Source organism: Salisediminibacterium halotolerans, from assembly GCF_003814815.1.
In the GTDB taxonomy this organism is placed as follows: Bacteria; Bacillota; Bacilli; order Bacillales; family Salisediminibacteriaceae; genus Salisediminibacterium; species Salisediminibacterium halotolerans.
This window is the reverse complement of record NZ_RKQQ01000002.1, coordinates 18,105-43,644: the sequence shown is the minus strand read 5'-3', so window position 1 is coordinate 43,644 and position 25,540 is coordinate 18,105. Positions and strand designations below refer to the sequence as shown.

The 25,540-nt window shown below is 48.9% G+C and carries 21 protein-coding genes, 1 other RNA gene and 1 other annotated feature (1 of these 23 running past the window's edge); of the genes, 1 reads left to right on the top strand and 21 read right to left on the bottom strand.

Going from position 1 to position 25,540, the window contains the following annotated elements; translation table 11 throughout:
- Positions 1 to 3: 3 nt before the first annotated feature.
- The 12 genes from pxpB to EDD67_RS03070 form a co-directional block, all read right to left on the bottom strand.
- Complete coding sequence (gene pxpB, locus EDD67_RS03125; RefSeq protein ID WP_121439135.1) at positions 4 to 738, bottom strand: 5-oxoprolinase subunit PxpB; 735 nt, start codon at positions 736 to 738, stop codon at positions 4 to 6.
- A gap of 70 nt (positions 739 to 808) precedes the next feature.
- Positions 809 to 2,014, bottom strand: a complete 1,206-nt coding sequence (mltG, locus tag EDD67_RS03120; protein WP_242005932.1) for an endolytic transglycosylase MltG — start codon at positions 2,012 to 2,014, stop codon at positions 809 to 811.
- 107 nt (positions 2,015 to 2,121) lie between these two features.
- Positions 2,122 to 2,439 (bottom strand): DUF1292 domain-containing protein, encoded by a 318-nt coding sequence (locus EDD67_RS03115; protein WP_093073603.1) that lies wholly within the window; start codon positions 2,437 to 2,439, stop codon positions 2,122 to 2,124.
- Positions 2,436 to 2,864, bottom strand: a complete 429-nt coding sequence (gene ruvX, locus EDD67_RS03110; protein WP_121439136.1) for a Holliday junction resolvase RuvX — start codon at positions 2,862 to 2,864, stop codon at positions 2,436 to 2,438. Before ruvX ends, EDD67_RS03115 begins: the two co-directional genes overlap by 4 nt.
- Before the next feature lie 3 nt (positions 2,865 to 2,867).
- On the bottom strand, positions 2,868 to 3,134 hold the full coding sequence (locus tag EDD67_RS03105; RefSeq protein WP_093073607.1) for an IreB family regulatory phosphoprotein: 267 nt from the start codon (positions 3,132 to 3,134) through the stop codon (positions 2,868 to 2,870).
- 94 nt (positions 3,135 to 3,228) lie between these two features.
- Complete coding sequence (gene alaS, locus EDD67_RS03100) at positions 3,229 to 5,868, bottom strand: alanine--tRNA ligase (RefSeq protein WP_121439137.1); 2,640 nt, start codon at positions 5,866 to 5,868, stop codon at positions 3,229 to 3,231.
- Positions 5,869 to 6,203: 335 nt separating this feature from the next.
- Positions 6,204 to 8,492, bottom strand: coding sequence for an SF1B family DNA helicase RecD2 (recD2, locus tag EDD67_RS03095; protein WP_121439138.1), 2,289 nt, complete (start codon positions 8,490 to 8,492; stop codon positions 6,204 to 6,206).
- A 35-nt stretch (positions 8,493 to 8,527) separates the two neighbouring features.
- On the bottom strand, positions 8,528 to 9,196 hold the full coding sequence (locus tag EDD67_RS03090; RefSeq protein ID WP_121439139.1) for a tetratricopeptide repeat protein: 669 nt from the start codon (positions 9,194 to 9,196) through the stop codon (positions 8,528 to 8,530).
- Positions 9,197 to 9,289: 93 nt separating this feature from the next.
- Positions 9,290 to 10,408 (bottom strand): tRNA 2-thiouridine(34) synthase MnmA, encoded by a 1,119-nt coding sequence (mnmA, locus tag EDD67_RS03085; RefSeq protein WP_280524546.1) that lies wholly within the window; start codon positions 10,406 to 10,408, stop codon positions 9,290 to 9,292.
- A gap of 31 nt (positions 10,409 to 10,439) precedes the next feature.
- Positions 10,440 to 11,579, bottom strand: a complete 1,140-nt coding sequence (locus EDD67_RS03080; protein ID WP_121439140.1) for a cysteine desulfurase family protein — start codon at positions 11,577 to 11,579, stop codon at positions 10,440 to 10,442.
- A gap of 19 nt (positions 11,580 to 11,598) precedes the next feature.
- The gene (gene cymR / locus EDD67_RS03075; protein ID WP_093073619.1) at positions 11,599 to 12,018 is read right to left on the bottom strand and encodes a cysteine metabolism transcriptional regulator CymR; all 420 of its coding nucleotides are present in this window, start codon (positions 12,016 to 12,018) and stop codon (positions 11,599 to 11,601) included.
- Entirely contained in the window at positions 12,002 to 12,652 is a 651-nt protein-coding gene (locus tag EDD67_RS03070) for a YczE/YyaS/YitT family protein (RefSeq protein WP_121439141.1), read from the bottom strand. Before EDD67_RS03070 ends, cymR begins: the two co-directional genes overlap by 17 nt.
- A gap of 147 nt (positions 12,653 to 12,799) precedes the next feature.
- Between EDD67_RS03070 and EDD67_RS03065 the strand changes: the two genes are divergently transcribed.
- The gene (locus tag EDD67_RS03065; protein ID WP_121439142.1) at positions 12,800 to 14,140 is read left to right on the top strand and encodes an AAA family ATPase; all 1,341 of its coding nucleotides are present in this window, start codon (positions 12,800 to 12,802) and stop codon (positions 14,138 to 14,140) included.
- Positions 14,141 to 14,188: 48 nt separating this feature from the next.
- On the opposite strand, the gene EDD67_RS03060 is transcribed toward EDD67_RS03065, so the two are convergent.
- The 9 genes from EDD67_RS03060 to hisS all read right to left on the bottom strand — a co-directional run bounded on the left by EDD67_RS03060 (position 14,189) and on the right by hisS (position 25,278).
- Positions 14,189 to 14,908: a LutC/YkgG family protein gene (locus EDD67_RS03060; protein WP_093073624.1), complete on the bottom strand. Its 720-nt coding sequence runs from the start codon at positions 14,906 to 14,908 to the stop codon at positions 14,189 to 14,191.
- The gene (locus EDD67_RS03055) at positions 14,908 to 16,344 is read right to left on the bottom strand and encodes a LutB/LldF family L-lactate oxidation iron-sulfur protein (protein ID WP_121439143.1); all 1,437 of its coding nucleotides are present in this window, start codon (positions 16,342 to 16,344) and stop codon (positions 14,908 to 14,910) included. Before EDD67_RS03055 ends, EDD67_RS03060 begins: the two co-directional genes overlap by 1 nt.
- Complete coding sequence (locus EDD67_RS03050) at positions 16,341 to 17,081, bottom strand: (Fe-S)-binding protein (protein WP_093073628.1); 741 nt, start codon at positions 17,079 to 17,081, stop codon at positions 16,341 to 16,343. Before EDD67_RS03050 ends, EDD67_RS03055 begins: the two co-directional genes overlap by 4 nt.
- A gap of 172 nt (positions 17,082 to 17,253) precedes the next feature.
- On the bottom strand, positions 17,254 to 18,846 hold the full coding sequence (locus EDD67_RS03045; RefSeq protein WP_121439144.1) for an L-lactate permease: 1,593 nt from the start codon (positions 18,844 to 18,846) through the stop codon (positions 17,254 to 17,256).
- A 300-nt stretch (positions 18,847 to 19,146) separates the two neighbouring features.
- Positions 19,147 to 20,739 (bottom strand): L-lactate permease, encoded by a 1,593-nt coding sequence (locus EDD67_RS03040; RefSeq protein WP_093073680.1) that lies wholly within the window; start codon positions 20,737 to 20,739, stop codon positions 19,147 to 19,149.
- 313 nt (positions 20,740 to 21,052) lie between these two features.
- Complete coding sequence (locus EDD67_RS03035; RefSeq protein WP_121439145.1) at positions 21,053 to 21,823, bottom strand: tRNA threonylcarbamoyladenosine dehydratase; 771 nt, start codon at positions 21,821 to 21,823, stop codon at positions 21,053 to 21,055.
- 105 nt (positions 21,824 to 21,928) lie between these two features.
- Positions 21,929 to 22,118, bottom strand: a non-coding RNA gene (ssrS, locus tag EDD67_RS03030) — 6S RNA.
- A gap of 95 nt (positions 22,119 to 22,213) precedes the next feature.
- The gene (gene aspS / locus EDD67_RS03025; protein ID WP_093073636.1) at positions 22,214 to 23,989 is read right to left on the bottom strand and encodes an aspartate--tRNA ligase; all 1,776 of its coding nucleotides are present in this window, start codon (positions 23,987 to 23,989) and stop codon (positions 22,214 to 22,216) included.
- On the bottom strand, positions 23,986 to 25,278 hold the full coding sequence (hisS, locus tag EDD67_RS03020) for a histidine--tRNA ligase (protein ID WP_093073638.1): 1,293 nt from the start codon (positions 25,276 to 25,278) through the stop codon (positions 23,986 to 23,988). The genes aspS and hisS overlap by 4 nt, the downstream gene beginning before the upstream one ends.
- 56 nt (positions 25,279 to 25,334) lie before the next feature.
- Positions 25,335 to 25,540: a binding site (T-box leader), on the bottom strand (it continues 6 nt past the right edge of the window).

The window sequence follows — 25,540 nt, the reverse complement described above, 5'->3', positions numbered from 1 at the left end:
TGATCAGCTCTCCTTTGTCGATTCATTATACGATTCGATAAGCAATTGATACGTCCCCTCGCTAACTGCAGTGACGATGCGGCTGTACTCGTCCGAGCTGACCGGATCAAACCGCAAATAATCGCCCGATTCCAAAAGTACCGGCGGATCTCTGTCAGGATCGTACAACCGAACAGGTGTATGGCCGATAATTTGCCATCCGCCCGGCGTTGTCAGCGAATATACCCCGGTTTGTTCGCCGGCTATTCCGACTGACCCTTGCGGCACTTTTTTGCGCGGAGCCGTCAACCTCGGAGCTGTAAGTGCTTTCGGCATTCCGCCGAGATAAGGAAATCCCGGCGTAAACCCGATCATGAAAATATAATAATCATGACTGCTGTGAAGTTTGACGGCCTCGTCAGGCGTAAGTCCGTTTATTTCCGCAACATTAGCCAGATCCGGTCCGCTCTCGCCGCCGTAATAGACAGGCAGACGGATTCGTTTGGCAGACGGAAGGTTTGTAGAGGCGATATATGACTGCAATTTTTCCAGTTCAGCACGGACGGATTCATACCGGGAAACAGCCGGATCATAAATGACTGTCACCGACGTATAGGCAGGTATCCATTCTTGAACAGCCGGGATATCTCTTTCGCGGATAAGTTGAACTAACGAACGGATGCGTTTGTTCACCGTCATCGATATTTGATCGCCAAAGCTGATTCGAATCGCCGTATCGCCAAACGGTTTTATTTCCATTGATCGACGCCCCTTTATAAATGAAGATGCGACAAAAGCCACTTCGAAACCGAAGTGACTTTTGCTCGTCTTATTCCAGCTCTTCTTCTTCTCCTTCATCAACATCTTCGGCATGATCAACGTCGTCTGCTTGATAGTCGTTCACTATCGTCTGATGTTCACTTAAACTCTCCGAAAAATACGTTTCGCCTTCTGGAGAATGGAAGAAGTATAAATAGCTGTGTTCTTCCGGGTTCATCGCTGCTGAAATCGATTGTTCGCCCGGATTATTAATCGGTCCGGCCGGCAACCCTCGATTGCGGTACGTATTGTACGGCGACTCGATTTCTAAATCTTCATAAAGCGTGCGTTCTTGCCGCTCACCGTGAGCGTAAACGACAGTCGGATCCATATCTAAGGACATATCGATCGCTAAACGGTTATCGATCACCCCGGAAATTTCTCCGCGTTCCTCGTCATCAATCGCTTCTCCTTCAATAATCGAAGCGGCGGCAAGCAGATTGTGATAAGACTCGAACTGCTCGTCTTCGCCGGCTGCAGCATTCACTTCATCCAACGTCGATGCCATCCGCTCCGCCATCGCATCAATCACTTCTGCAGCAGACACTTCTTCTTCAACAAAATCGTACCGCGCCGGGAACAAATACCCTTCCAGCGGGTGGCGCAAATCATCTTGCAAAATATCTTCTGTTATATAATCATACCGGTCAATCAGCGTTTCCAGAAATTCTTCGTCTTCGGCTGTCTCATGTAATTGCTCTTCTTCTAAATTGGTTTCTGAATCAATCCGTTCAAACGTTTCCTCCAGCCAAAATCCCTCGGGAATAATAAATGTCGTTTCGTATTCTTCAGCCACGGTGCCTTCCTGCAGCTCAGCTATAATCTCATCTGCATGCATCGCTGTATGGAGAACATAGTCCCCTGCTTGAAAGCCGTCTTCTCCTTGAAAGCGAATGTAATTTTGAAAGATCATCGCACTTTCAATCGCACCGGATTCTTCGAGAATATCTGCTATCGTATCCACGTTTGAACCTGCGGGGATCTCCACTTCGACCTCGCGGGCATCTTCTTCCTCATCTTGCGGTTCAATTGTCCCCATCACATAACGGTATGCGCCGAATCCGCCGGCGGCGATAACTATGATTAAGCCGATGCAGAGCCATAAAACAATTTTCCGCACAAGCGAGGCTTCACGCTTTTTTTCTTCCATTTTTTCGATATATTCCGCTCGGGCGGAATTTGTTTCTTTATTCGGGTTGTCCGTCACTTCCTTCACACTCCTTTACATCGCTCCCATTATACTATATCTGCAGAAAAATTCGAGAACGTTCTGTAAATTAAACGAAAAAAATCCTTGAGCACGGATGCTTCAAGGATTCTTTATTATTCGACTTCGTCTTCTTCAGCCGCGAATGTGCGGAGAAGTTCCTCAACCATTTCCCATTCCTCATCAGACTCGATCGGGAACAAGCTTAATTCATCGTTTTCATCTTCTGTATATATGAAAGCATGAACCTCTACTTCTTCTGATTCGTCATCTTCTTGGTCGCCTTCAGCTGCAACAACGATGTACGAACGGTCTTCGATTTCCGGGTGATCGAAAGTGAATAACACTTCATACAGGTGTTCATTCCCATTTTCGTCCGGGATAACAATTCTTTCTTCTTCTTCCGCCGGGCGAATATCCGGTTGATCACTCATAAATGATTGCCTCCTTTATTATCTAAGTAGCCTTGAAGTATCATCACGGCTGCCATTTTATCAATCACTTTTTTTCGTTTTTGACGGCTGACGTCCGCATCGACGAGCATACGCTCTGCGGCAACTGTCGTCAAGCGCTCATCCCACATTTCAACCGGGAGTTTTGTCCGCTCGCGCAGCTTTTCGGCAAACAGCTCGCACATTTCTCCGCTCCCGCCAATTGTTCCGTCCATGTTTTTCGGCAAACCGACAACAAGCTGTGTGACATCATTTTCGTTTATCAATGTCTCAAGCCGTTGAAAATCCGCCTTTTCGTTATGCGTTTTACGCCTGATCGTTTCGATCCCTTGAGCCGTCCAGCCAAAGGCGTCGCTGACTGCGACGCCAATGGTTTTCGTGCCCACATCCAAACCCATTGTTTTCATGCTTCACCCTTCTTTATGCTGCGCTAAATACGAACGAACCAACTCTTCGATCAGTTCATCCCGTTCAATTTTGCGAATCAATGTCCGCGCATCATTATGACGGGGAATATAAGCGGGATCTCCCGATAACAAATAACCGACGATCTGATTGATCGGATGATATCCTTTCTCTTCCAGCGCCTTATGCACTTGAAGAAGAATTTGCTTGACATCCTCATCAATAGAATCCTCATCAAAATTGAATTTCATTGTGTGATCTTGAGAATCCATGATACACCCACCTCTCTAATTTACCTAAACGAGCAGGTACCTCATTCGTACTTTCAGTTTACTTGTTCCAGCCTTCATTGTACATGATTTAATATTATTTCACATGTGTTTTTACGATTTCCGCCACATTTTGCAAGGCTTCATCCAGTTTAGCCGGATCTTTCCCGCCGGCCTGCGCCATGTCCGGGCGGCCGCCGCCGTTACCGCCGCAGGCTTGCGCCACTTCCTTCACGATCTGACCGGCATGCTGGCCTTGTTCGACTAAGTCTTTGGATACGCTTGCGACGATATTCACTTTGCCGCCGTTTACGGTGCCTAGAACAATCACAGCAGAGTCTGTTTGTTCTTTCAGTGAATCAACCATTTTTCGCAGGCCGTTCATATCAGCAGCGTCCACTTTTTTCGCCAATACGGGGACGCCGTCAGCATCTTCGAACTCATTAAGCAGCGAACCGGCTTCTAGACGGCTCAATTTTGCCTGGAGCGATTCGGTTTCTTTTTCTTTTTCGCGAAGCTGCTGCTGAAGCTGAGACACCCGGTACGGAACGTCATCCAAATTCGTTTTCAATAAGCCTGCGGCTTCGCGAAGCTTATCGACTTGCCCGTTCATAAACTGGTACGCTTCTTTGCCGGTAACAGCTTCGACACGGCGGATTCCCGCGCCGATCCCCGCCTCGGAAACGATCTTAAACAAGCCGATTTCCGCGGTATTATCGACATGACAGCCGCCGCACAATTCAAGGCTGTAGTCGCCGACCTGCACAGCACGGACATTTTGTCCGTATTTTTCTCCGAACAGCGCTGTCGCGCCCATCTCCTTTGCTTTGTCGAGCGTCGTGTTGATCGCTTCGACCGGTATGCTTTGCCATACTTTCTCGTTGACGAGCCGCTCGGCCTCTTCCAGTTCCGCTTCAGTCATCTGCCCGAAGTGGGAAAAGTCAAACCGCAGGCGTTCATCGCCGACATACGAACCGGATTGGCTCACATGATCGCCTAAAACATCTTTTAACGCTTGGTGCAATAAGTGCGTCGCGGTATGGTTTTTGACAATCGCTTTGCGCGATGATGACGCCACCGCTGCTTTGGCAGCCTCGCCTTCTTTCACTGAACCGGAAACGACGACAGCGCGATGCAGGTGCTGACCGTTCGGTGCTTTTTGTACGTCCGACACGTTTAACACGCCGCTGTCCGTCGCAATTGTACCGGTGTCGGCAACTTGGCCGCCGCTCTCAGCGTAAAACGGGGTCTCGTCGAGAATAACATGCAGCTCATCGCCTTCTGTCGCAAAATCTGCGCGGGCATTCTCTTTAATCAGCACCGCTGTCCGCGTTGCCGTCTCATGCTGATCATAGCCGACAAAGCGGCTTTCATCAAGAATTTGCCCTAATACATCGTCTTGCAGCTGCATCGAATCCGATTCTTGCCGGGCTGCGCGTGCGCGTTCGCGCTGCTTTGCCATCTCGCGGTCGAAACCTTCGCGGTCAATCGCTAAGCCCGCTTCTTCGACGTATTCTTCCGTCAAATCAACCGGAAAACCGTACGTATCGTAAAGTTTGAAGCTGTCTTCGCCGGTAATCGCTGTTTTTCCGGCCGCTTTCGCTTTACGAATCAATTCGTTCAGCATTTTCAACCCGTCATTTAACGTTTCGTGGAAGCGTTCTTCTTCTGTACGAATAACTTTGGCGATAAAATCGCTTTTTTCCGCAACTTCCGGATAAAATTCGTTCATAATTTCGCCGACTGTCGGAACGAGTCTGTACATAAACGGTTCATGAATATCAAGCTGTTTGGCGTAGCGCACAGCCCGGCGCAACAGCCGCCGGAGCACGTACCCGCGGCCTTCATTAGAAGGAAGCGCACCGTCTCCCGTTGCAAATGTTACCGTGCGGATATGGTCAGCCACGACTTTAAACGCGGTGTCCATTTCCGCCGTTTCATTGTAGGTTTTGCCGGATATCGATTCTGTTTGCCGAATCAGCGGTAAAAACAAGTCGGTATCAAAGTTCGTTTCTGCGTCCTGAATCACCGAAACGACACGTTCAAGCCCCATCCCCGTATCAATGTTTTTCTTCGGCAGCGGCGTATAACTGCCGTCCGGGTTGTGATTGAATTGCGAAAAGACGAGGTTCCAGATTTCCAAATGGCGTTCGTTTTCGCCGCCGGGATACATCTCCGGATCATCCGGGTCATCGCCAAATGCCGGACCGCGGTCGTAGAAGATTTCCGTGTTCGGTCCGCACGGGCCTTCACCGATATCCCAAAAGTTTTCTTCAAGGCGAATGATGCGTTCGTCCGGGAGCCCGACGTTCTCATGCCAAATCTTATACGCTTCTTCATCATCCGGATAAATCGTCACAGCCAGACGCTCCGGTTCAAAGCCGATCCAGCGTTTATCGGTAAGAAATTCCCAGCCCCATTCGATCGCTTCTTTTTTGAAATAATCGCCGATCGAGAAGTTGCCGAGCATTTCGAAAAACGTATGATGACGGGCTGTTTTGCCGACGTTTTCAATATCGTTTGTGCGAATCGACTTTTGCGCGTTGACAATCCGCGGATTATCGGGAACAACACGGCCGTCAAAATATTTTTTCAAGGTTGCTACCCCGCTGTTAATCCATAACAGCGACGGATCTTCGTGCGGAACGAGCGAGGCGCTCGGTTCTACCGCATGGCCTTTTTCTTTAAAGAAATCCAAATACTTTTGCCGGACTTCGGCGGATGTTAAACGTTTCATACTGCATTGTGCCCCCTTTATTTTTTCCAAACATTGCTTGTTTCTGCATAAAAAAACCCGTCCCTGCCAAAAGACAGGGACGAGACACAGATCTCGCGGTACCACCCTGGTTAACCCTGTACAAAGAGACAGCGTTCACCTTCGGCACATATTAACGGCTGTGCAGCCGGCAGGGTTTGCCTGCACTCCGGAACAGCAATCACCGATCTTCACAGAGAATCCCTTTCAGCCGCGGGGATTCTTCTCTGACTGCGGGCTTCGGCAACCATCTCCATCGTCGTGTTATCGGTCATCGTTTGAATACAGACTAATTATAGAAAGCAGGCTCGATTTTGTCAATCCTCTGCTTCGTTGTTTACAATCCCTTTCAGCCGTTCCTTAAGCGTTGTGTTTCGCACAATATCCCGGCCGCCGGTCACCGCCTTATCCAGCGAAGACCATTCGCCGCATAAAAGCAAAAAGGATTTCGCGCGGGTGATGCCGGTATAGATTAATTTTTTCCGAAGCATCCGGGCGTAACTCCAGACGACCGGCATAATAACGATCGGAAATTCGCTTCCTTGCGATTTATGAATCGAGCAGCAATAAGCATGCGTAATTTGCGTCAAATCCGTCTTTTTGTAGGAAACTTCTTCGCCGTCAAACGAGACAACAACGGTCAGCTGTTTCTCGGTCGTTTCATTTTCTTTAAATATCGCGACGATTTCACCGCGATCACCGTTAAAGACATTGCTTTCCGGGTTGTTGACGAGCTGCAGCACCATATCACCGGTGCGGTAAACCACATCGCCGAACGGGACTTCACGGCGCCCCTCCGCTTCAGGGTTGAACAGTTCTTGCAGCATGCTGTTTAAATTATTCACCCCGGCTGTGCCGCGGTACATCGGTGCAAGCACTTGAATATCCCGCGCGGAATAACCTTTCGCCCGCGCCCCTTCGCAAATTCGTTTCACCGCATCCGGCACTTGCTCAGGGCCGCACGGCAAAAAGCGCAAATCGCTGTTATTCGGGCGAATTGTATTCGGCAGCTGCCCGGTTTTCACTTCGTGCGAAAAGGAGATAATCTCGGAATCTTCCGCTTGCCGGTATATATCGGTAAGCGGCACTGCCGGAACCGCGCCGGAATCGATCATATCTGCCAGCACTTGACCGGGGCCGACGGATGGAAGCTGATCCTCATCGCCGACGAACAAGAGCTGCATTTTCATCGGCACCGCTTTGAGCAATTGGTTGCAAAGCCACGTATCAACCATCGACATTTCATCGACGATCAACACCGAACCTTCGAGCGGCGTCTCTTCATTGCGTTCAAAGTAGCCGTCGCTTTCGCCTTTATATCCGAGCATCCGGTGGATCGTTGACGCCGGCAGGCCGGTTGACTCGGTCATCCGTTTCGCCGCCCGTCCTGTCGGCGCAGCCATCAGAACAGGAAAAACAGCGTCTTCATCCGTATAATCATCCGGATCAATCGAAATGCTGTGCAGCTTGCTGTAAACGTGAATGACTCCTTGAATAACTGTCGTTTTCCCTGTCCCCGGACCGCCGGTTAAAATCATCATCGGTGAGTGGAGCGCCTTATAGATCGCTTCCCGCTGAGAGGGCGCATAAGTGATGCCGAGTTCATCTTCGGTTTCACCAAGCGCTTTGTAAAACTCCGCTTCCGGAAACGTATCGAGCTGATGCAGCTGATTGATCAGCCGATCCATATGCGAAGTGATGCCCTTTTCCGCGAAGTACAGCGAATGAACATACATCCGCCCGTTTTCAATCATCAGCTTATCTTCTTCGGCGAGCTGAAGCGCCTGATCTGCGACGGCTTGCGGATCAATCGTTTCGGGCACATCGCTTTCCAATAACTGAACCGCTTTTTCTACGGCCTTGTCTGTCGCTGCATACGTATGCCCTTCTGAGATCGTTTCTTCTGTTAACACATACATAATCCCGGCACGGAGCCGTTCCGGGTCTGACGGCGTCAACCCTTGCTTGCGTCCGATCGCGTCTGCTCGCTGGAATCCGACCCCGTCGACGTCTTCGACCATTTGATACGGATTGTTCTCAATCATATGTAAGGCTTCCATTTGATACGCCTGAAAAACTTTCAACGCAAGCTGCACGCCGAACCCGTATTGATAGAGTTTTGTCAGCACCGCTTCGATCCCTTGATCTTCAATCAGCTGTGAGTAAATTTTCGCAGCCTTTTCTTTTTTAACATTCGGAATATCATCTAACACCTTGCGATCAGCGAGTATTTTCGAAATCGCTTCCTCGCCGAGGTGATCAACGACTGCTTCCGCGGTTTTTTTGCCGATCCCTTCAAAACGGTCGCTCGACAAATACAGAACGATTCCCTGTTTCGTTTCCGGCATAACCGTTTCATACGTCGAAAATTTAAATTGCCGGCCGAACCGGGGATGTTCGGTGAATTGTCCGTCAAAACGGTACGTCACGTCGCTTTCCGGCGCACTCATTGCCCCGACGACGGTGACGTCCGGGTCGCCCGGGTTCAGCGACGCTTCGTGCACGCGGATTTTCGCAACGGTATAAAGCGAGTCTGCAGCATGGTAAATGAGGTGAAGCAGTTCGCCTTTAATATATTCTTGTTCGGTTTCAGTATGATTGGTCATACAGCCTCTGCCCCTCGCTTTATCCGTTCGTGTTTTTACGTGTTATCGCTTAACGCTTCATCCATTTTCGCCTTGCCGTTTGCTGCCAGCGCATGTTCGGGCTGAATTTCCAGCGCACGGTTGAATGCTGCCAAAGCGTCTTCAAACCGTTCGGTATACGCATAACAGACACCGAGGTTGAACCATCCGTCGGCATGCTCCGGATCCTGTTCGACCAAAACGAGGAATTGTTCCATCGCTTCATCGATCCGTTCGACTTGCGCCAAACACATCCCGTAATGAAAACGCGCGTCGGTATCATCATTATTCAGTTCAACCGCGCGGAGCAAACTCGGCATCGCGTGGATATAATCTCCGGCACTGTAGTAAGAAATACCGAGCATATAATAGACATCAGCTTGGTCGAGACCGTTGGCAATCGCATTTTGATACGCCTCGATCGCTTCAGCAAATTTTTCAAGCGTAAAGAGCGTATTGCCTTTGCCGTACTCTGCCGTGGCATTGGCCGGATCTAGCTCGAGCGCTTTTGTGAAAAAATTCAACGCCTTCTCTTCTTCGCCGACTGCTTGGAGCAAATTGCCGAAATTAACATACCCGATCGGATCATCCGGATTGGCTTCAATCGTTTCATTCAGTAAATTCGCGGCGTTTTCCAGGTTGCCTTCCTGCATCTCTTCAATCGCTTGCTGGTTTTTATCGCTCATTTGTTTAACCGCCTTTCCGTTGCTCGTAGTTTAACGTTCATGCGTCACTCAGTCAGAGGTGCGCAAAAAAATAGGAAAAGGACTGACAGATCATCAGTCCTTCAAGATGACATCGATCGTTCCGCCGCCAAGACATACCTCGCCGTCGTAAAAAACAACCGACTGCCCCGGCGTAACAGCACGCTCCGGTTCATCAAAGACAACCTCCACGCGCCCGTCTGCCTGCGGTTTCACATACACGCCGCGGTCTTCTTGCCGATAGCGCATCTTCGCCGTGCATGCGAACGGCTCTGCCGGCGCTTCGCCGGAAATCCAGTTGACCTCTTCGGCAATCAAGCCGTTTGAATATAAGCGCGGATGATGAAACCCTTGACCGACGACGAGGATGTTGTTTTCCAAATCTTTATCAAGAACGAACCACGGCTCGCCTGAACCGCCGATGCCGAGACCTTGGCGCTGACCGAGCGTGTAATACATCAAACCGTCATGCCCGCCTTTATCTTCGCCGTCCGGCGTGACCATCCGCCCCGGCTGCGCCGGTAAATATTCGCTTAAGAATTCTTTAAAATTCCGCTCGCCGATAAAGCAAATACCGGTGCTGTCCTTTTTGTCCGCTGTTGCCAAGTTTTTCTCTTTAGCAATTTCACGTACGCGCGGCTTGTCTATCTCGCCTAACGGAAACATCACGCGCTCCAGCTGTTGTTCGGTCAGCTGATTCAAAAAGTACGTCTGATCTTTATTCCGGTCTTTTCCGCGCACGAGCTGAACGCGGCCGTTTTCCCGGCGCACATTGGCGTAATGACCGGTCGCAACGTAGTCGGCTCCGAGCGTCATCGCATGATCGAGAAACGCGCGGAACTTGATTTCTTTATTGCAGACAACATCTGGATTCGGCGTGCGTCCGGCTTTGTACTCGTCGAGAAAATACGTGAACACTTTATCCCAATATTGTTTTTCGAAATTCACGGCATAATACGGAATCTCCAGCTGATTGCAAACGCGGATGACATCGTCGTAATCCGCCGTCGCGGTGCACACTCCTGATTCATCGGTGTCATCCCAGTTTTTCATAAAAATGCCGATCACTTCATAGCCTGCCTGCTTTAACAAATAGGCTGTCACCGACGAATCAACACCGCCTGACATCCCGACGATGACGCGCGTATCTTCCGGACGTTTTGTTTCGCTGTTCATTTTCACACCTTCTTTCATCTTTCCCTCTTTCATCGAGCACTGATTGACTTTATTGCAGCCGTTTGACCGTCCGTATGATCATTTCTGCCGCCGCGGCTGCATCTTCGTTTGTATTGCCGAGCCCGAAGCTGATCCGTAAACCGGTATGACTGATCGCTTCATCATCGGTCATCGCTGTTAAAACATGCGACGGATTGACCGAGCCGGCTGTGCATGCGGATCCGCTCGAAACGGCTAACCCGTCCATATCGAGATTCATTAATAAGGCTTCAATATTGACACCTGGGAAGCTGATGTTCAATATGTGCGGCAAACTGCGGTCCTGATCGCCATTGACAACGTAATGGACAGCTGATGCAGAAAAGCGCTGGAGCATATCTTCTTTTAGAGCAGCATAACGGCTCTTGCGCGTTTCTTTTTCCGCAGACACTTTGGCAACCGCCGCTGCGAATCCGACAATTGCCGGAACATTTTCCGTCCCCGGCCGCCGCTTTTTCTCCTGCTCGCCGCCGTGAAACATCGGCAATACCGGCGCGCCTTCTTTAACATAAAGAAGCCCGATCCCTTTCGGACCGTTGATCTTATGCGCGGAGAATGCTGCATAATCGATCGGCGACGCTGAAAGGTCAAATGACTCTGTACCGAGCGCCTGAACAGCATCTGTATGAAAAAGAATCCCTCTGTCGTTGAGAATTTCAGCAATATCTAATACCGGCTGGATCATGCCTGTTTCATTGTTTCCATACATCACACTCACTAAAGTTGTCTCCGCTGTAATCGCCTCTTCAACCGCTTTGGCGGAAACGATGCCGTATTCATCCGGTTTTAAATACGTCACGTCGAATCCTTGCGTTTCCAAATGATTAAAAGCATGCAAGACGGCATGATGTTCAATCGCCGTCGTGATTAAATGCTTCCCTTGATCGCGACGGCTGTATGCTGCGCTGAACACAGCCAAGTTATCCGCTTCTGTCCCGCCGCTTGTAAAAATCAATTCATTGTACCCGGCCCCGATCGCCGAAGCCATCGTTTCTTTTGCATCATCGACCGCCTTTCGTGTTTGGCGGCCGAATTGATGAATACTTGACGGGTTGCCGTACATCTCTGTCATATAAGGCTGCATCGCTTCGGCAACTTCTCTGTCGACAGGGGCGGTTGCCGCGTGGTCCATGTATATCGCACGCTTCATCTTGTCACCTTCTTACTGCTTAAATGTAAAACATATAATATTCCTGGTCTTCTCCGCCTTCATAATTGGCCAGATCGTCCAGCGTCGTTGAATCGAGCACATCTTTCACGGCATCGCGAATTTTAATCCATAAATCCCTTTTCGCCGGTTCTTCATCGTCTATGATTTCTACCGGCGTAATCGGTCCTTCCAACACACGGATAATATCACCGGCAGTAATATCTTCCGGCTGTTTAGCAAGCATATAGCCGCCGTAAGCGCCGCGGACACTTTTTACAAGCATCGCGTTCCGAAGCGGAGCGATCAGCTGTTCTAAATAATGTTCAGATAAATGATGTTCTTGCGCAATCGACTTAAGTGATATCGGTTTATCATCATGTCTTTTCGCAAGCGCGATCATAATCGTCAGTCCATAACGTCCTTTAGTAGATATTTTCAACCCGCATCCCTCTTTCTCTTAGTCGATCCATCCAGTTTTGGCAGATTGTTAATGATACTCCGCTCACATGACCGATTGTCACACTGAACAGAAGAGTGCCGATAAAAACCGGCCCGCCTAACAGCCAGCCGATAAATAACACAGAGACTTCCATCACGGCTCGCACACGCGCAACCGCCATCCCCGTTTTCTCCGATATTGCGAGCATTACGCTGTCGCGCGGGCCGGCGCCCATACGCGGAGAAATATAAACGCCGATGCCGAATCCCATCACGAGAATCCCTGCCAAAAGCATGATTGTCTGCCCTTGTATACTCGCCGGTGTCTCCAGCAATAGTAAAAAGATATCCACAAACACACCGACAAAGATCATATTAATATAAGCCCCCAATTTCGGGCGCTCTTTTGAAATAATAACGGAGGCCGTTAAAAGAACAAGCCCCATAATGATCGTCCATGTTCCGACGGTGAGTCCAAAATGCATTTGCAAACCGACATGGAGCACATCCCAAGGAGCGATACCCAGTTCCGCGCGGATCATCAGCGCGACACCGAAACTCATGATCACGACGCCGAGCGTAAAAATAAACCAACGAAAAATCGGCATTTCTGTTTTTGTCCATGGCCGTGTCATGCTTTCACTTCCTTTAGTGTGTACACTGACTGTCACTTATTATATCATACAATAAAGTGTATTAAACGGATGTAAACCACTCGAATTTTAACGGTCACAGCTAAAAAATGCAATCATTTTGCAGAACATCTATTCAGGAGGATGACAATGGATTTGTTTACAACATCAGCTGAACAAAACCCGGCACCGAAAGGGCCGCTTGCGGCGCGGATGCGGCCGCGGACGATTGATGAGGTCATCGGGCAAGAGGACATTTTAGCCCCCGGCACGCTGCTTCATCGGGCGATTACAGCTGACCGCCTTACGCCGATGATCTTTCACGGCCCGCCGGGCACCGGTAAAACGACGCTCGCCCGCGTGATTGCCAATACAACTGCTTCACACTTTGAACAGCTGAACGCAGTCACAGCAGGGATCAAGGATGTCCGTGAAGTCGTTGAAGCAGCGAAGGGCCGTTTGAAATACGAAGAACGGAAAACGGTGCTGTTTATCGATGAGATTCACCGTTTTAATAAAGGCCAGCAAGATGCGCTCCTTCCTTATGTCGAAGACGGGACAGTCGTTTTAATCGGAGCAACGACAGAAAACCCGATGTTTGAAGTCAATCCGGCGCTTCTTTCCCGCTCGCGGTTATTTAAGCTCGAACCGCTTACGGATGAAGAAGTCAAGCGGGTGATTGAAGAAGCTGTAACAGATCAAGAGCGGGGCTTTGGGGATTATGACATTCACATGCACGACGATGCCGTCCGTCATATTGTCGATATTGCCAACGGCGATGCCCGGACAGCGTTAAACGCCGTCGAACTCGCCGTGTTAACTACGGATCCGGACCCGGATGAAACGATCACGGTCGACCTGCAGACGGCGGAAGCTTCGATTCAGCAGCGGATGGTCCGTTACGACAAAGGCGGCGATAATCATTACGATACGATCTCCGCTTTTATTAAAAGCATTCGCGGATCCGATCCTGATGCGGTCTTGTACTGGCTGGCGAAAATGATCTATGCCGGGGAAGACCCCCGCTTTATTGCACGGAGACTTTACGTTCATGCAGCTGAGGATGTCGGCTTGGCCGACCCGAACGCTCTGTTGATTGCCGAGGCTGCTTTTCACGCCGTCGAATTTATCGGCATGCCGGAAGCGCGCATCCCGCTGGCTGAAGCGGCTTTATACCTTGCGACGGCCCCGAAGAGCAACGCGGTGATCACCGGCATCGATAACGCCTTGGCAACGGTGAAAAACGAACGGACCGGCGACGTACCCGTCCATTTACGCGATTCCCACTATAAAGGAGCCGGCAAGCTCGGTCACGGCGACGGCTACTTATACCCCCACCATTACGAAAATCATTATGTCGTTCAGCAGTACTTGCCGGATCATCTGCAGCACAAAACGTTTTACAGCCCTTCGGCGAACGGGTATGAAAAAACGGTGCAAAAACGCCTCGATTACTTTAACGAACGAATCCAAAACAATAAAAGAACGTAACAAAGCCGCCGGCTGTTGCCGGCGGCTTCTTTTTGTCAGATCGGCTGATCACTGGTCGTCAATGACAATGTACGTCGCTTGGACCGGTCCGTGCACCCCGACGACAAGCCGAAGCTCAATGTCGGCAGAGTTGCTCGGCCCGGAAATGAAATTCACGCAAGACGGTGTTCGTCCGTTCTCATCCGCCAGCTCATGAAGCTTCTCCGCAGCTTGCGTCATGCGCGGTACGAGCGTGCTCTTCGGAATAATCGCGATGTAACGCTGCGGAAGCAAACTGACAGATCGGCCCTTTCCGGCATTGCTGTGCAACACAACAGTGCCTGATTCAGCCAGCGTCGTATCCGAAAACGTCACGCCGATGTTCGCCTGCTCCGCTTTTTCGATGTTCTTATGCCCTAAATCCGGGTTCCATTCGAATACATCAACACCCGCGTCTTCCTGCTTTTTTAGCGTCTCTTTTAACCCGTATGTTTCAAATCGCGGGTCATTCCAATGCACAATCGAGCCGGAACCCATGTCGCTGACGACGCGCTCGAATGAAGATGCTAAATCTTTTTGCGGGATGACGACGACATTGGTATGAATTTTATCGCATTGCAAGACGAAACGATCGAGCATCTCATCTTGACTCATGCCTGCAAACACATCGTGCTGCGGGCTCTTTGACCACTGCGGCCGTTCGACACCTTCTGTTTTCCGTTTGCGTCCGAGCTGGTCGGCAATGTTGGTTAAAAACGTCTCTTTGTTTTGAATCGTTCCCCGGGCCATCAGGACTCCTCTCCTTTGCTGCGGTTTTCAAACCATTTTCGAAACGAATCGTCCTTGTCTTTTTCCGGCAGATCGCGAATGTTCGTCCACATTTTTGCCGGACCGAACCCTTTTCCTTTGCCGTCCTCATCGCTTTTGGAAATCGAACTGATATAGCCGGGCGCTTGGTTCTTTCCGAAACTGTAAAGCGACGGGTGGGTCGCGCCGTAAGCAAATCCTTTGTACGCCATCTTTTCGGCAAAGCCGACTTTTCCTGTTTTTTCGACGATATCTTTGCGGTGTTCCACTAACAACTCGTGGAGCGGAATCTTCACCGGACACGCATCGGTACAAGCGGCGCAAAGCGTTGAAGCATAAGGCAGTTCTTTATGCTCGTCGTACCCTTCTAAAAGCGGGGTCAAAACGGCGCCGATCGGCCCTGGATAAATCGACCCGTACGAATGACCGCCGATGTGCCGGTAAACCGGACAGACGTTAATGCAGGCTGCACAGCGGATACATTGAAGCGCGGACTGATACTTGGTCCCGAGAATTTTCGAGCGGCCGTTATCAATAATCACGACGTGAAATTCTTCCGGCCCGTCGACATCGCCGTCTTCTTTCGTTGCGGTCAGGCCGGTAATGTAGCTTGTCAGCTTTTGTCCGACCGCGCTGTTGCAAAGCATTGTCACTAAAACGTCGAGTTCTTCCCACGTCGGGACAATCCGCTCCATACCCATCACTGATATTTGCGTTTTCGGCAGTGTCGTCGCAAGGCGGGCATTGCCTTCGTTTGTCACGAGTGAAATCGATCCGGACTCTGCAACGGCAAAGTTGTTGCCGGTGATGCCGACGTCCGCAGCGAGAAAATCTTTGCGCAGTTCTTTACGCGCAAACAAGGCAAGCTCATTCGGATCCGACGTTTGATCGTACTGCCGCTTTTCTCTGAACGTCTCTTCAATCTGTTCTTTATTCTTATGCAAAGCAGGCACAACGATATGTGACGGCGGATCCTGGTCATCAAGCTGCAAGATCCACTCGCCTAAATCCGATTCCACAACATTCGCCCCGAGCTCTTCGAGTTTTTCGTTCATCCCGATCTCTTCAGTCACCATCGATTTCGATTTGATAACGTTTTTTGCATCTTTTTCTTTAATGATCCCGGAAATGTATTGATTCGCTTCTTCTGCCGTTTCGGCAAAGAAGACATGTCCGCCTTGGGCAGCAACGTTTTCGGCAAACTGCTCCAAATAGTAATCGAGGTTTTCCAATGTATGCTGTCTGATTTCTTCCGACAGTTCGCGCCAGTCTTCCCAATTGCCCATTTCTTCTTGAATTGCTGATTTTCTTCCTTCCAGCCGGCTCTGCGCCTCACGGACCGCTTTACGCATAAATTCATTATCGATTCCTTTTTCGACCCGGTCGAAAAATTTATCGTCGCCGATTTTTACACTCATGTGTTCACCTCCGCTTTAGCTTGCGTATTCAAAACATCTGCAATATGCATCACTTTGACCGGTTTTCCTTTTCGTTCAATCCGGCCGCCGATATTCATTAAACAGCCGAGATCGGCCCCGATTAAAATCTCCGCCCCGGTTTCCTCCACATGCTCAACCTTTTCATCGACCATCTGCTCAGAGATCGGCATCATCTTGACGCTGAAGGTGCCGCCAAAACCGCAGCACTGTTCTTTGTAAGGCAGTTCATACACCGTTAACCCTTTGACATTCTTAAGCAATTTCATCGGCGCTTCTTTTTCACCTAACAGCCGTGTCATATGACAAGATGTATGATACGTGGCATTCGCCGGCAGTTCTGCTCCGACGTCTTCAACGTTTAATACGTGAACCAAAAACTGTGTCAGTTCATACGATTTATTCTTCAATGCCTCAGCCCGATATAGCCAATCCGGATCATCTTCAAACAGTTTAGGATACTCATGGAGCATCGCCGTACAAGAGCCTGACGGAGAGACCACGTAAGATGCGTGCTCAAACGTCGCAATCATATGCTTCGCTACCTCGCGTGATTCTTTGTGAAATCCGCTGTTAAATGCCGGCTGTCCGCAACACGTTTGCTTCTTTGGAAAATCCACCTCACAGCCGAAACGCTCCAACAATTCTACTGAGCTCTTTCCCACCGATGCGGGATAAACAACATCGGCAAGACAGGTTAAAAACAGTGATACCTTCATAGGAATTCCTCCTCGTAACTCATATGGTCATCTGATGACTAAAACCAAAATATGTTTTAAAATAAATCCATTTACTAAGTATTGTAAATGAAACCGCTTCAAAATAATAGAGTTGACTCCGATTTTAGTCGATTTTTTCAAAAAGGGGGCTGAAGGCGCCCCCCTGTCATTTTTACATAATAAACAAATACAAAATTGAACCGGCTATTCCGAGCAGTAAACCGTATAGGAGCGCAGGCAAAATCGTTTTACGGATAATGTCGCCTTCACGGCCGACCATGCCGACGACAGCCGCGGCTGCCACAACGTTATGCACGCAAATCATATTTCCGGCAGCGGAGCCGCCAAGCTGCTGTGCGAGAACGAGGTTGCTGTCGAGCCCTGTCTGGGCTGCGACATTAAACTGGATCGGCGAGAACGTCAGCGTTGACACTGTTGCACTGCCGGTGATGAAAGAGCCTAATATGCCCAAATACGGAGCGACGAACAGCCAAACCCCGCCGAGCGATGCCGCCATCACTTCAGCAATGTATTCCGGCATGGAAGCCAAATGAGCCGTTGCGTTAAAATCCGAATTCGTAAATACTTGCACGAGCGCCAATGTCGGCAATAATGCCAGCGCTGCACCTTGAACGGTCGGCATCGATTGTTTAAACGCCTTGCCGAATGTTCCGATCGTTTGCCGTTGTGTGAAAACGGAAATCAGCGCTGCCAACAGAAGCACGGCCCCCGGTGAATAAAGCACTTCCCAGTTGGAGGTAATTCCTTCGACGCCAAAAATATTGTTCCATGTAAAATCGACCGCCGTTTGGGTAAACTCTTGAACCGGATCAACAATCCGTGTCAACAAAAGCAAAACGACAACGATAAAATACGGGCTCCAGGCAGAGAGCAAGCTCATGTCTGACTTTGCTTCTTTCACCTCGAAACCTTCTTCCAATGCGTCCTGCCAAGGTTCTTCCGGAAGCAAAAAGTTCTTTCTCGCTGTAATCGTCGCAACCGCCAGACCGGTAAGCGAGGCTAAAATCGCAATAAATTCCGGACCGAACAAAACGGCATACACATATGCGGAAACTGAATATGTAAACCCGATCATAAGTGACCACGGAAGCATCGACATCACCGAAGATAAACCTTTCTTTTTCCCAAAAGCGACCGTTAAGACGACAATCAGGATAAACGGTACAAGTGTCCCGACCAATAAGTCCATCATCGTCGTACGAATCGCCACTTCCTGAAACAATTCGCGCCCCGCATTCTCGACATTGCCGAGCCCGACAAGAACAGGCGTCCCGACAGCGCCGAATGATACCGATGTGCTGTCAGCAATTAACGCCGTTGTAGCAGCTGCAAGCGGTGTAAATCCGAGCGCGACCATCAGCGGTCCGGTTACTGCCGCAGGCGTTCCGAAACCGGCAGCTCCTTCAATCAGGCCGCCGAATAAAAACGCGACGATAATCACTTGAACGCGCATGTCCGAGGAAATATTGCGAAAACCTTCGTTAATCCGGTCAACAGCACCGGTTTGCCGCAGCGTGTTCAAAAGTACAATCGCTCCGAGCAGAATAAACAAGATCGTAAACGCTTGATGAAAACCTTCAAATATGGATGCAAAAAGCGGCATTCCTTCGACACCCCAGACAAAGTATGCCAATGTGATAAAAATAATCGCGCTGTAAAGCATCCCCTTCTTTGCCGGCATGCGCAGCAATACAAGAAAAATAAACGGTAAAATAATAGCACTGAAAGCTGTCAAAAATTCCATTTTCATTCCCCCTAAGACAATATCCTTTTTACGAGCGTCTTCCTGTCCCCCTGTACTGTTATATTTATCATCCGGTCATCAGATGACTGTATGTACAATACCTATTATAATCAAACAAGAAAGCGCTTTCAATAACGTTTGTTAATTTCCCCCACCTTCGTATATTTGTATATACAGGTGGATGTTGAAAAGGCTGGGCACACCGGCAAATCAAATCAAACTATAATACTCGTGTTATCTATTTCACATATTTTGTTTATAAAAAAACCTGCGGAGCAGATCCGCAGGTTTGACAGCTTTTTAAAGAATGATGAGATTGACTAACAGTCCCGCTACTCCGACTAAGAGTCCGTACAAAATAGCCGGTAATACCGTTTTTCGAATGATCGCCCCTTCACTGCCGACAATTCCGACGACAGCCGCAGCTGCAACGACATTATGCACACAAATCATGTTTCCGCCCGCTGCACCGGCTAATTGTTGAGCAAGAATTAAATTCTGATCAAATCCGGCCTCCAATGCTACGTTGTACTGAATTGGCGAGAACGTCAACGTCGACACAACGGCACTGCCGGTTACGAACGAACCTAACAGGCCGAGGAAAGGAGCGATAAAAAGCCACACGCTTCCGAGACCGGCCGCCATCACTTCGGCAATGTATTCCGGCATCGTGCCCAGTTCGCTCATTGTATTAAAGTCTGAGTTTACAAAAACATGGACGAGAGCCAACGTCGGGAAGAGAGCGAGAGCTGCTCCGACAACTGTGCTGCTCGATTGCTTGATTGCGGTGCCGAATGTTTTGATCTTCTTCCCTTGGATATAAACGGAAATAAACGCTGCTAATAACAGAACCGCTCCTGGGGAATAGAGGACTTCCCAACTCGAAGTAATCCCTTCAACACCGAAAATATCGGTCCATGTTGCGTCAAGAGCTTGCTGGGTAAATTGCTCCACCGGCTCAACAATCCGAGTAAAGAGAAGCAACACAACGACAATAAAATACGGGCTCCAAGCAGTGAACAGACTCATCTCGGATTTTTCTTCCTTCACTTGGAAATCTTCTTTCATCGCCTCTTGCCACGTATCTTTCGGAAGCAAAATGTTCTTTTTAGCTGTGATGGTTGCAAACGCTAAACCAGTTAGCGGAGCTAAAATACTGATAAACTCCGGTCCGAACAAAATGCCGTAAACCAATGCAGACACGGAATAAACCGCTCCGATTGTAAGTGTCCACGGAAGCATTGCCAAGACCGGCTTCAATCCTTTTGTTTTGCCAAAACCGGTCGTTAAAACGACGATTAATATCGTCGGAATCAAGGTTCCTACGAGCAAATCCATCATCGTAATATTTAAAGCAATCTCTTGAAACATTTCCGGTCCGGCTCCCTCAACATTACCCGTACCGATAATTAAAGGGGTTCCAACCGCCGCAAACGGTACTGGCGTACTGTTTGCGATCAAAGCAAGGGTTGCGGCGGCGATCGGCGAAAATCCGAGCGCAACCATAAGCGGACCTGTAACAGCCGCCGGTGTACCAAAGCCGGAGGCACCTTCAATTAATCCGCCAAACAAAAACGCAATGATGATAACTTGAATACGCATATCGGCCGAAATATTGCGAAACCCTTGATTAATCCGGTCGACAGCTCCTGTTTCGCGAAGCGCGTTTAACAAGGCAATTGCACCTAATAGAATGAACAAAATCGTCAACGCTTGATGAAATCCTTCAAAAATAGAAGCGATCAAAGGAAGACCCTCAACTCCCCAAACAAAATACGCAAGACTGATAAAGATAATGGCACTGTATAACATGCCTGTTTTTGCCGGAAAGCGCAAAAAGACAAGAAAAATAATTGGCAAGACTATTGCGCTGAATGCCGTAATTGTGATCATGAACATGAATGATTCCTCCTAGGGTGTCTGAACTAATTACTGATATTATAGCGGATATATCGCATTTAGACGACCCGTCTTTTCAGTTTATTACCCTTTCCATATTAGAAATATGTCAGCGTTTTCTTTCCTGTCTTTGCAACAATCAGGTGTAAATAGTTGCCACTAACAGCCGATGTAACCGCTTCATATGCGAAAGTGTTCACTTATTGTTCAATATTTGTTTCGATTTTTGTCATTTTTTCTTCACTTCGTTGTCATAGACATAAAACGCCCTGCATATACAGGAAGTTTTAGCTTAAATACTCGCTTCTTAGTTGCCGACGCGTTCAATATCGATATCACCAAGCAGCGCAGTCACCGCATGACCGGCCATGATTAAGCCGGCCACCGAAGGAACAAACGCATTGGAAGACGGCGGCAGTTTCGCTTTTCTGATCGCTCCTTGCTCCTGTTTTTCACTGACAATATCACGGCGGACATCTTCTCTTGTTACAATCGGTTTCTCTTTCGAATACACAACATTTACGCCGGTATGGATCCCTTCCTTACGCAGACGCGAGCGGATGATTTTCGCGAGCGGATCGTACGACGTTTCTGAAATATCGGCAATTTCTAATTGGGTCGGATCCATTTTATTCGCTGCGCCCATGCTGGAAATAAGTGGAATACGTCGGGCGATACACTCTTTCATGAGGTGAATTTTATAGCTCACCGTATCAGAGGCGTCAAGGACAAAGTCAGGGCTTTCAGCAAAAAACGTTTCAAACGTCTCTTCGTTATAAAACATATGCATCGCGACAACTTCGCATTCGGGGTTAATATCAGCAATGCGCGCTTTCATCATCGCCACTTTCGACTCGCCGACAGTTGATTGGAGCGCATGAATCTGCCGGTTAACGTTTGTAATATCAATATCATCTTTATCTACCAGTACCAGCCGTCCGACACCAGAGCGGGCCAACGCTTCGGCCGCGAAAGACCCGACCCCGCCGATTCCTAATACAGCAACGGTTTGATCTTTCAAGCGATCGAGACCTTCTTTTCCGATCGCCAGTTCGTTTCGTGAAAAAGCATGCATCATTTCAGTTTATCTCCTTCATTACATGAATAGTTGATAGTGAACTATAGCATAGTTAAACAATAAAAAACACTCCTGTAAATCAGGAGTGTTTTACATCAATCACTTAAGAGTCCCGTGTATGCCGTCTTGACCCTTTTGGTTTGAACCTGCATGGGCAGGTGGGTGCTCTGTTTATCTCCGCTAACGTCCTTCAGCTTAGCAAGGCATGTTATTGGGGATAAAACGTAACCGCGAGCTCCCTATGTTTAAGTGTTGGCTCAAAACGTTAAAGTTGAAACGGTCATCATAGGACTCTCAAAACATAACTAGTTATTGCTTACTTGTATTATACAAAAATTTCTGTAATTTTACAAGTCAGACTTGAGGCCTAATCCTGCGCTTATTGCGAGGTTATTCTTTTTTGGCTGTTACTTTCAGTTTAAGTTCTTGCAGCTGTTCATCACTGACGGTATCCGGCGCATTTGTCATCAGATCGCTCGCGCTTGCTGTTTTTGGAAACGCGATCGTGTCACGTAAATTCGTCCGTTCGGCGAGAATCATAACAAGCCGGTCAAGACCGAGCGCAATCCCGCCGTGCGGAGGTGTTCCATATTCAAACGCATCAAGCAAGAAGCCAAATTGGCTGACAGCTTCTTCATCTGAGAACCCGAGGGCGCGGAACATGTTTTCTTGCAGGTCGCGCTCAAAAATACGCTGTGATCCGCCGCCGAGTTCATAGCCGTTAAAGACAAGATCGTAAGCTTCGGCACGCACTTCTTCCGGCGCTTCTGTCAATTTTGGAATATCTTCTTCCACGGGGCGGGTGAACGGATGATGTTCCGCCACATAACGTCCGCTGTCTTCATCATAAGATAAAAGCGGAAATTCTGTTATCCACAAGAAATTAAACTCGCCGGAATCGATTAAATCGAGTTCTTTCGCAAACTTATTACGCAGATTACCGAGAACATCCCAAGCGACTCTTTGTTTGTCGGCGACAAACATTAAGACGTCGTCAGCTTCAGCATCGAACGCTTTTACAAGCTCAGCTGCTTTTGCCTCATCGAAAAACTTCGCAATCGGGCCTTTTAATGTGCCGCCATCTTCAACTTTCACCCAAGCCAAGCCTTTAGCTCCGTAAATTTCGGCAAATGAGCTTAAGTCATCGAGATCTTTGCGGGAATAACGCCCGGCGACGCCTTTAATATTGATTCCTTTCACAACATCGCCTCGTTCAACGGTTGAAGCGAATACTTTAAAACCGCTGTCTTTAACGATTTCCGACACATCGACAAGCTCCATGCCAAAGCGCAAGTCCGGTTTATCTGAGCCAAAACGCTCCATCGCTTCATAATACGTTAAACGCGGAAACGGTCTTTCAATTTCAGCGCCTTTGACTTCTTTGACGATTCTCGCCATCATTTCTTCCATCATCGCCAATAAATCTTCTTTGCCCATAAACGAAGCTTCGATGTCGACTTGCGTAAATTCCGGCTGGCGATCGGCGCGCAAATCTTCATCACGGAAACAGCGGGCAATTTGGTAATAACGTTCAAAGCCGGAAACCATCAACAGCTGCTTAAAAAGCTGCGGAGATTGCGGCAGCGCATAGAAACTGCCTTCATGAACCCGGGACGGCACAAGGTAATCACGCGCCCCCTCTGGCGTGCTCTTCGTCAAGATCGGCGTTTCAACTTCCATAAACCGTTGTTCGTCGAGAATATCGCGAATTAATTTCGTCGTCCGATGACGCAAGTACATTGTATCGGTCATATACGGCCGTCTAAGATCTAAGTAACGGTGTTTTAAACGGACATCTTCGGTAATTTCCACATCATCTTCAATTTGAAACGGAAGAGCTTTCGCCTTATTCAAGATCGTGAGCTCCTCAGCCACGACTTCAATTTTGCCGGTCGCAATTTTTTCATTCACATTTTCCTCATCACGCTTACGGACAACCCCGCGCACCTCAACAACAAATTCATTGCGCACATCTTCAGCTGCACGGTGCGCCTCGCGGCTGATTTCCGCGTTGAAAACCGTTTGAACATAACCCGAGCGGTCTCGGATATCTAAAAAAATCAGTTCACCTAAATCGCGGCGGCGCCGGACCCAACCTTGCAGGCGCACCTCCTCGTCAATATGAGCTTCGTTTAATTCTCCGCATACATGAGTTCGATCCGTCAACGTGATACCCCTTTCTCTTTTTCCAAATGCTTTTTTAAATTGGCTGCAAGTTCTTCAAGCGTCCATTCTTCTTGTGTGCCGTCGGCCATCTTTTTCACAACCGCCGTCCCCTTTGCGAGTTCTTCTTCACCTAAAATGACCGCATAAGCAGCGTTTTGCCGGCTTGCTGACTTCATTTGCGCTTTCATTTTCTTGCCCATGTAGTCACCGTCGACAGACAGACCCGCCGCTCGGAGCTCGTGAAGGATTCTCGGCCCTGCTTTTTTCGCCTCATCCCCCATTGTCACTAAATACGCATCCAGTCCTGTTTCAACCGGCAGCGTGACGCCTTGACTGTCCAAAGCCATTAACAGCCGTTCAATGCTTAACGCAAACCCGATCCCCGGGGTTTCCGGGCCGCCGATTTCTTCGACCAGCCCATTGTAACGTCCGCCGCCCATCAGCGTTGTAATGGCGCCGAAACCTTCGCCGTCAATCATAATTTCGAATGCGGTATTGTTGTAATAATCGAGACCGCGCACGAGGCCGGGATCGACTTCATACGGAATGTCCATCGCTGTTAAAAATGTTTTAACATCTTCAAAATACTGCCGGGATTCCGCATTTAAATAATCGAGAATCGATGGAGCCGAAGCCATCAGCTCGTGCTCGGCATCCTGCTTGCAGTCTAAAATACGCAGCGGATTCTTTTCGAGCCGTTCCTGACAATCGCTGCAGAACTCGCCGATTCGCGGTTTAAAATGATTAACGAGCGCATTGCGGTGCGCTGTGCGGCTTTCTTTGTCGCCGAGGCTGTTAATTACGAGTTTTAAACCTTTTAAGCCGAGCTCTTTATAAAAATCCATCGCCAAACCGATCACTTCAGCATCAACAGCCGGATCGGCGCTTCCCATCGCTTCAACTCCGAACTGAACGAACTGACGCATACGCCCTGATTGCGGCCGTTCATAGCGAAACATCGGACCGATATAATACAGCTTGACCGGCTGGTTCGCCCAGCCGTGCATTTTTTCATCGACAAAAGAACGGACCGTCGACGCCGTTCCTTCCGGACGCAAAGTTAAGTTGCGGCCCCCGCGGTCTTCAAACGTGTACATTTCTTTTTGTACGATATCGGTTGTATCACCGACGCTGCGGGAAAACAATTCCGTCTGTTCAAAAATCGGCGTGCGGATTTCCTGATAGTTATAACGCCGGCACAAATCGTGTGCTTTTGCTTCAATGTATTGCCACTTCGCGGACTCACCCGGTAATATATCCTGAGTGCCGCGCGGAATGGTGATGTTCATTTCTGATACCTCCTGTAAATGTCTTGCCAATACAAAAAACCCCCGTCCTGAATGAATTCAGGGACGAGAGTTTTCCCGTGGTGCCACCCTAATTGGAGCCGAAAAATCAGACTCCCGCTTTCACCGGTTAACGCCCGGCAGACGGCTTTTTAAAAGCACCTCCGGAGTGTTCTTTCAAAAAGGACCGAACCGGCATGCTTCCAGCCTTGCGGCAAGCCGTCTCTGTGATCGGTGTCCCTTTTCTACTGTGCTCCTTCGCAGG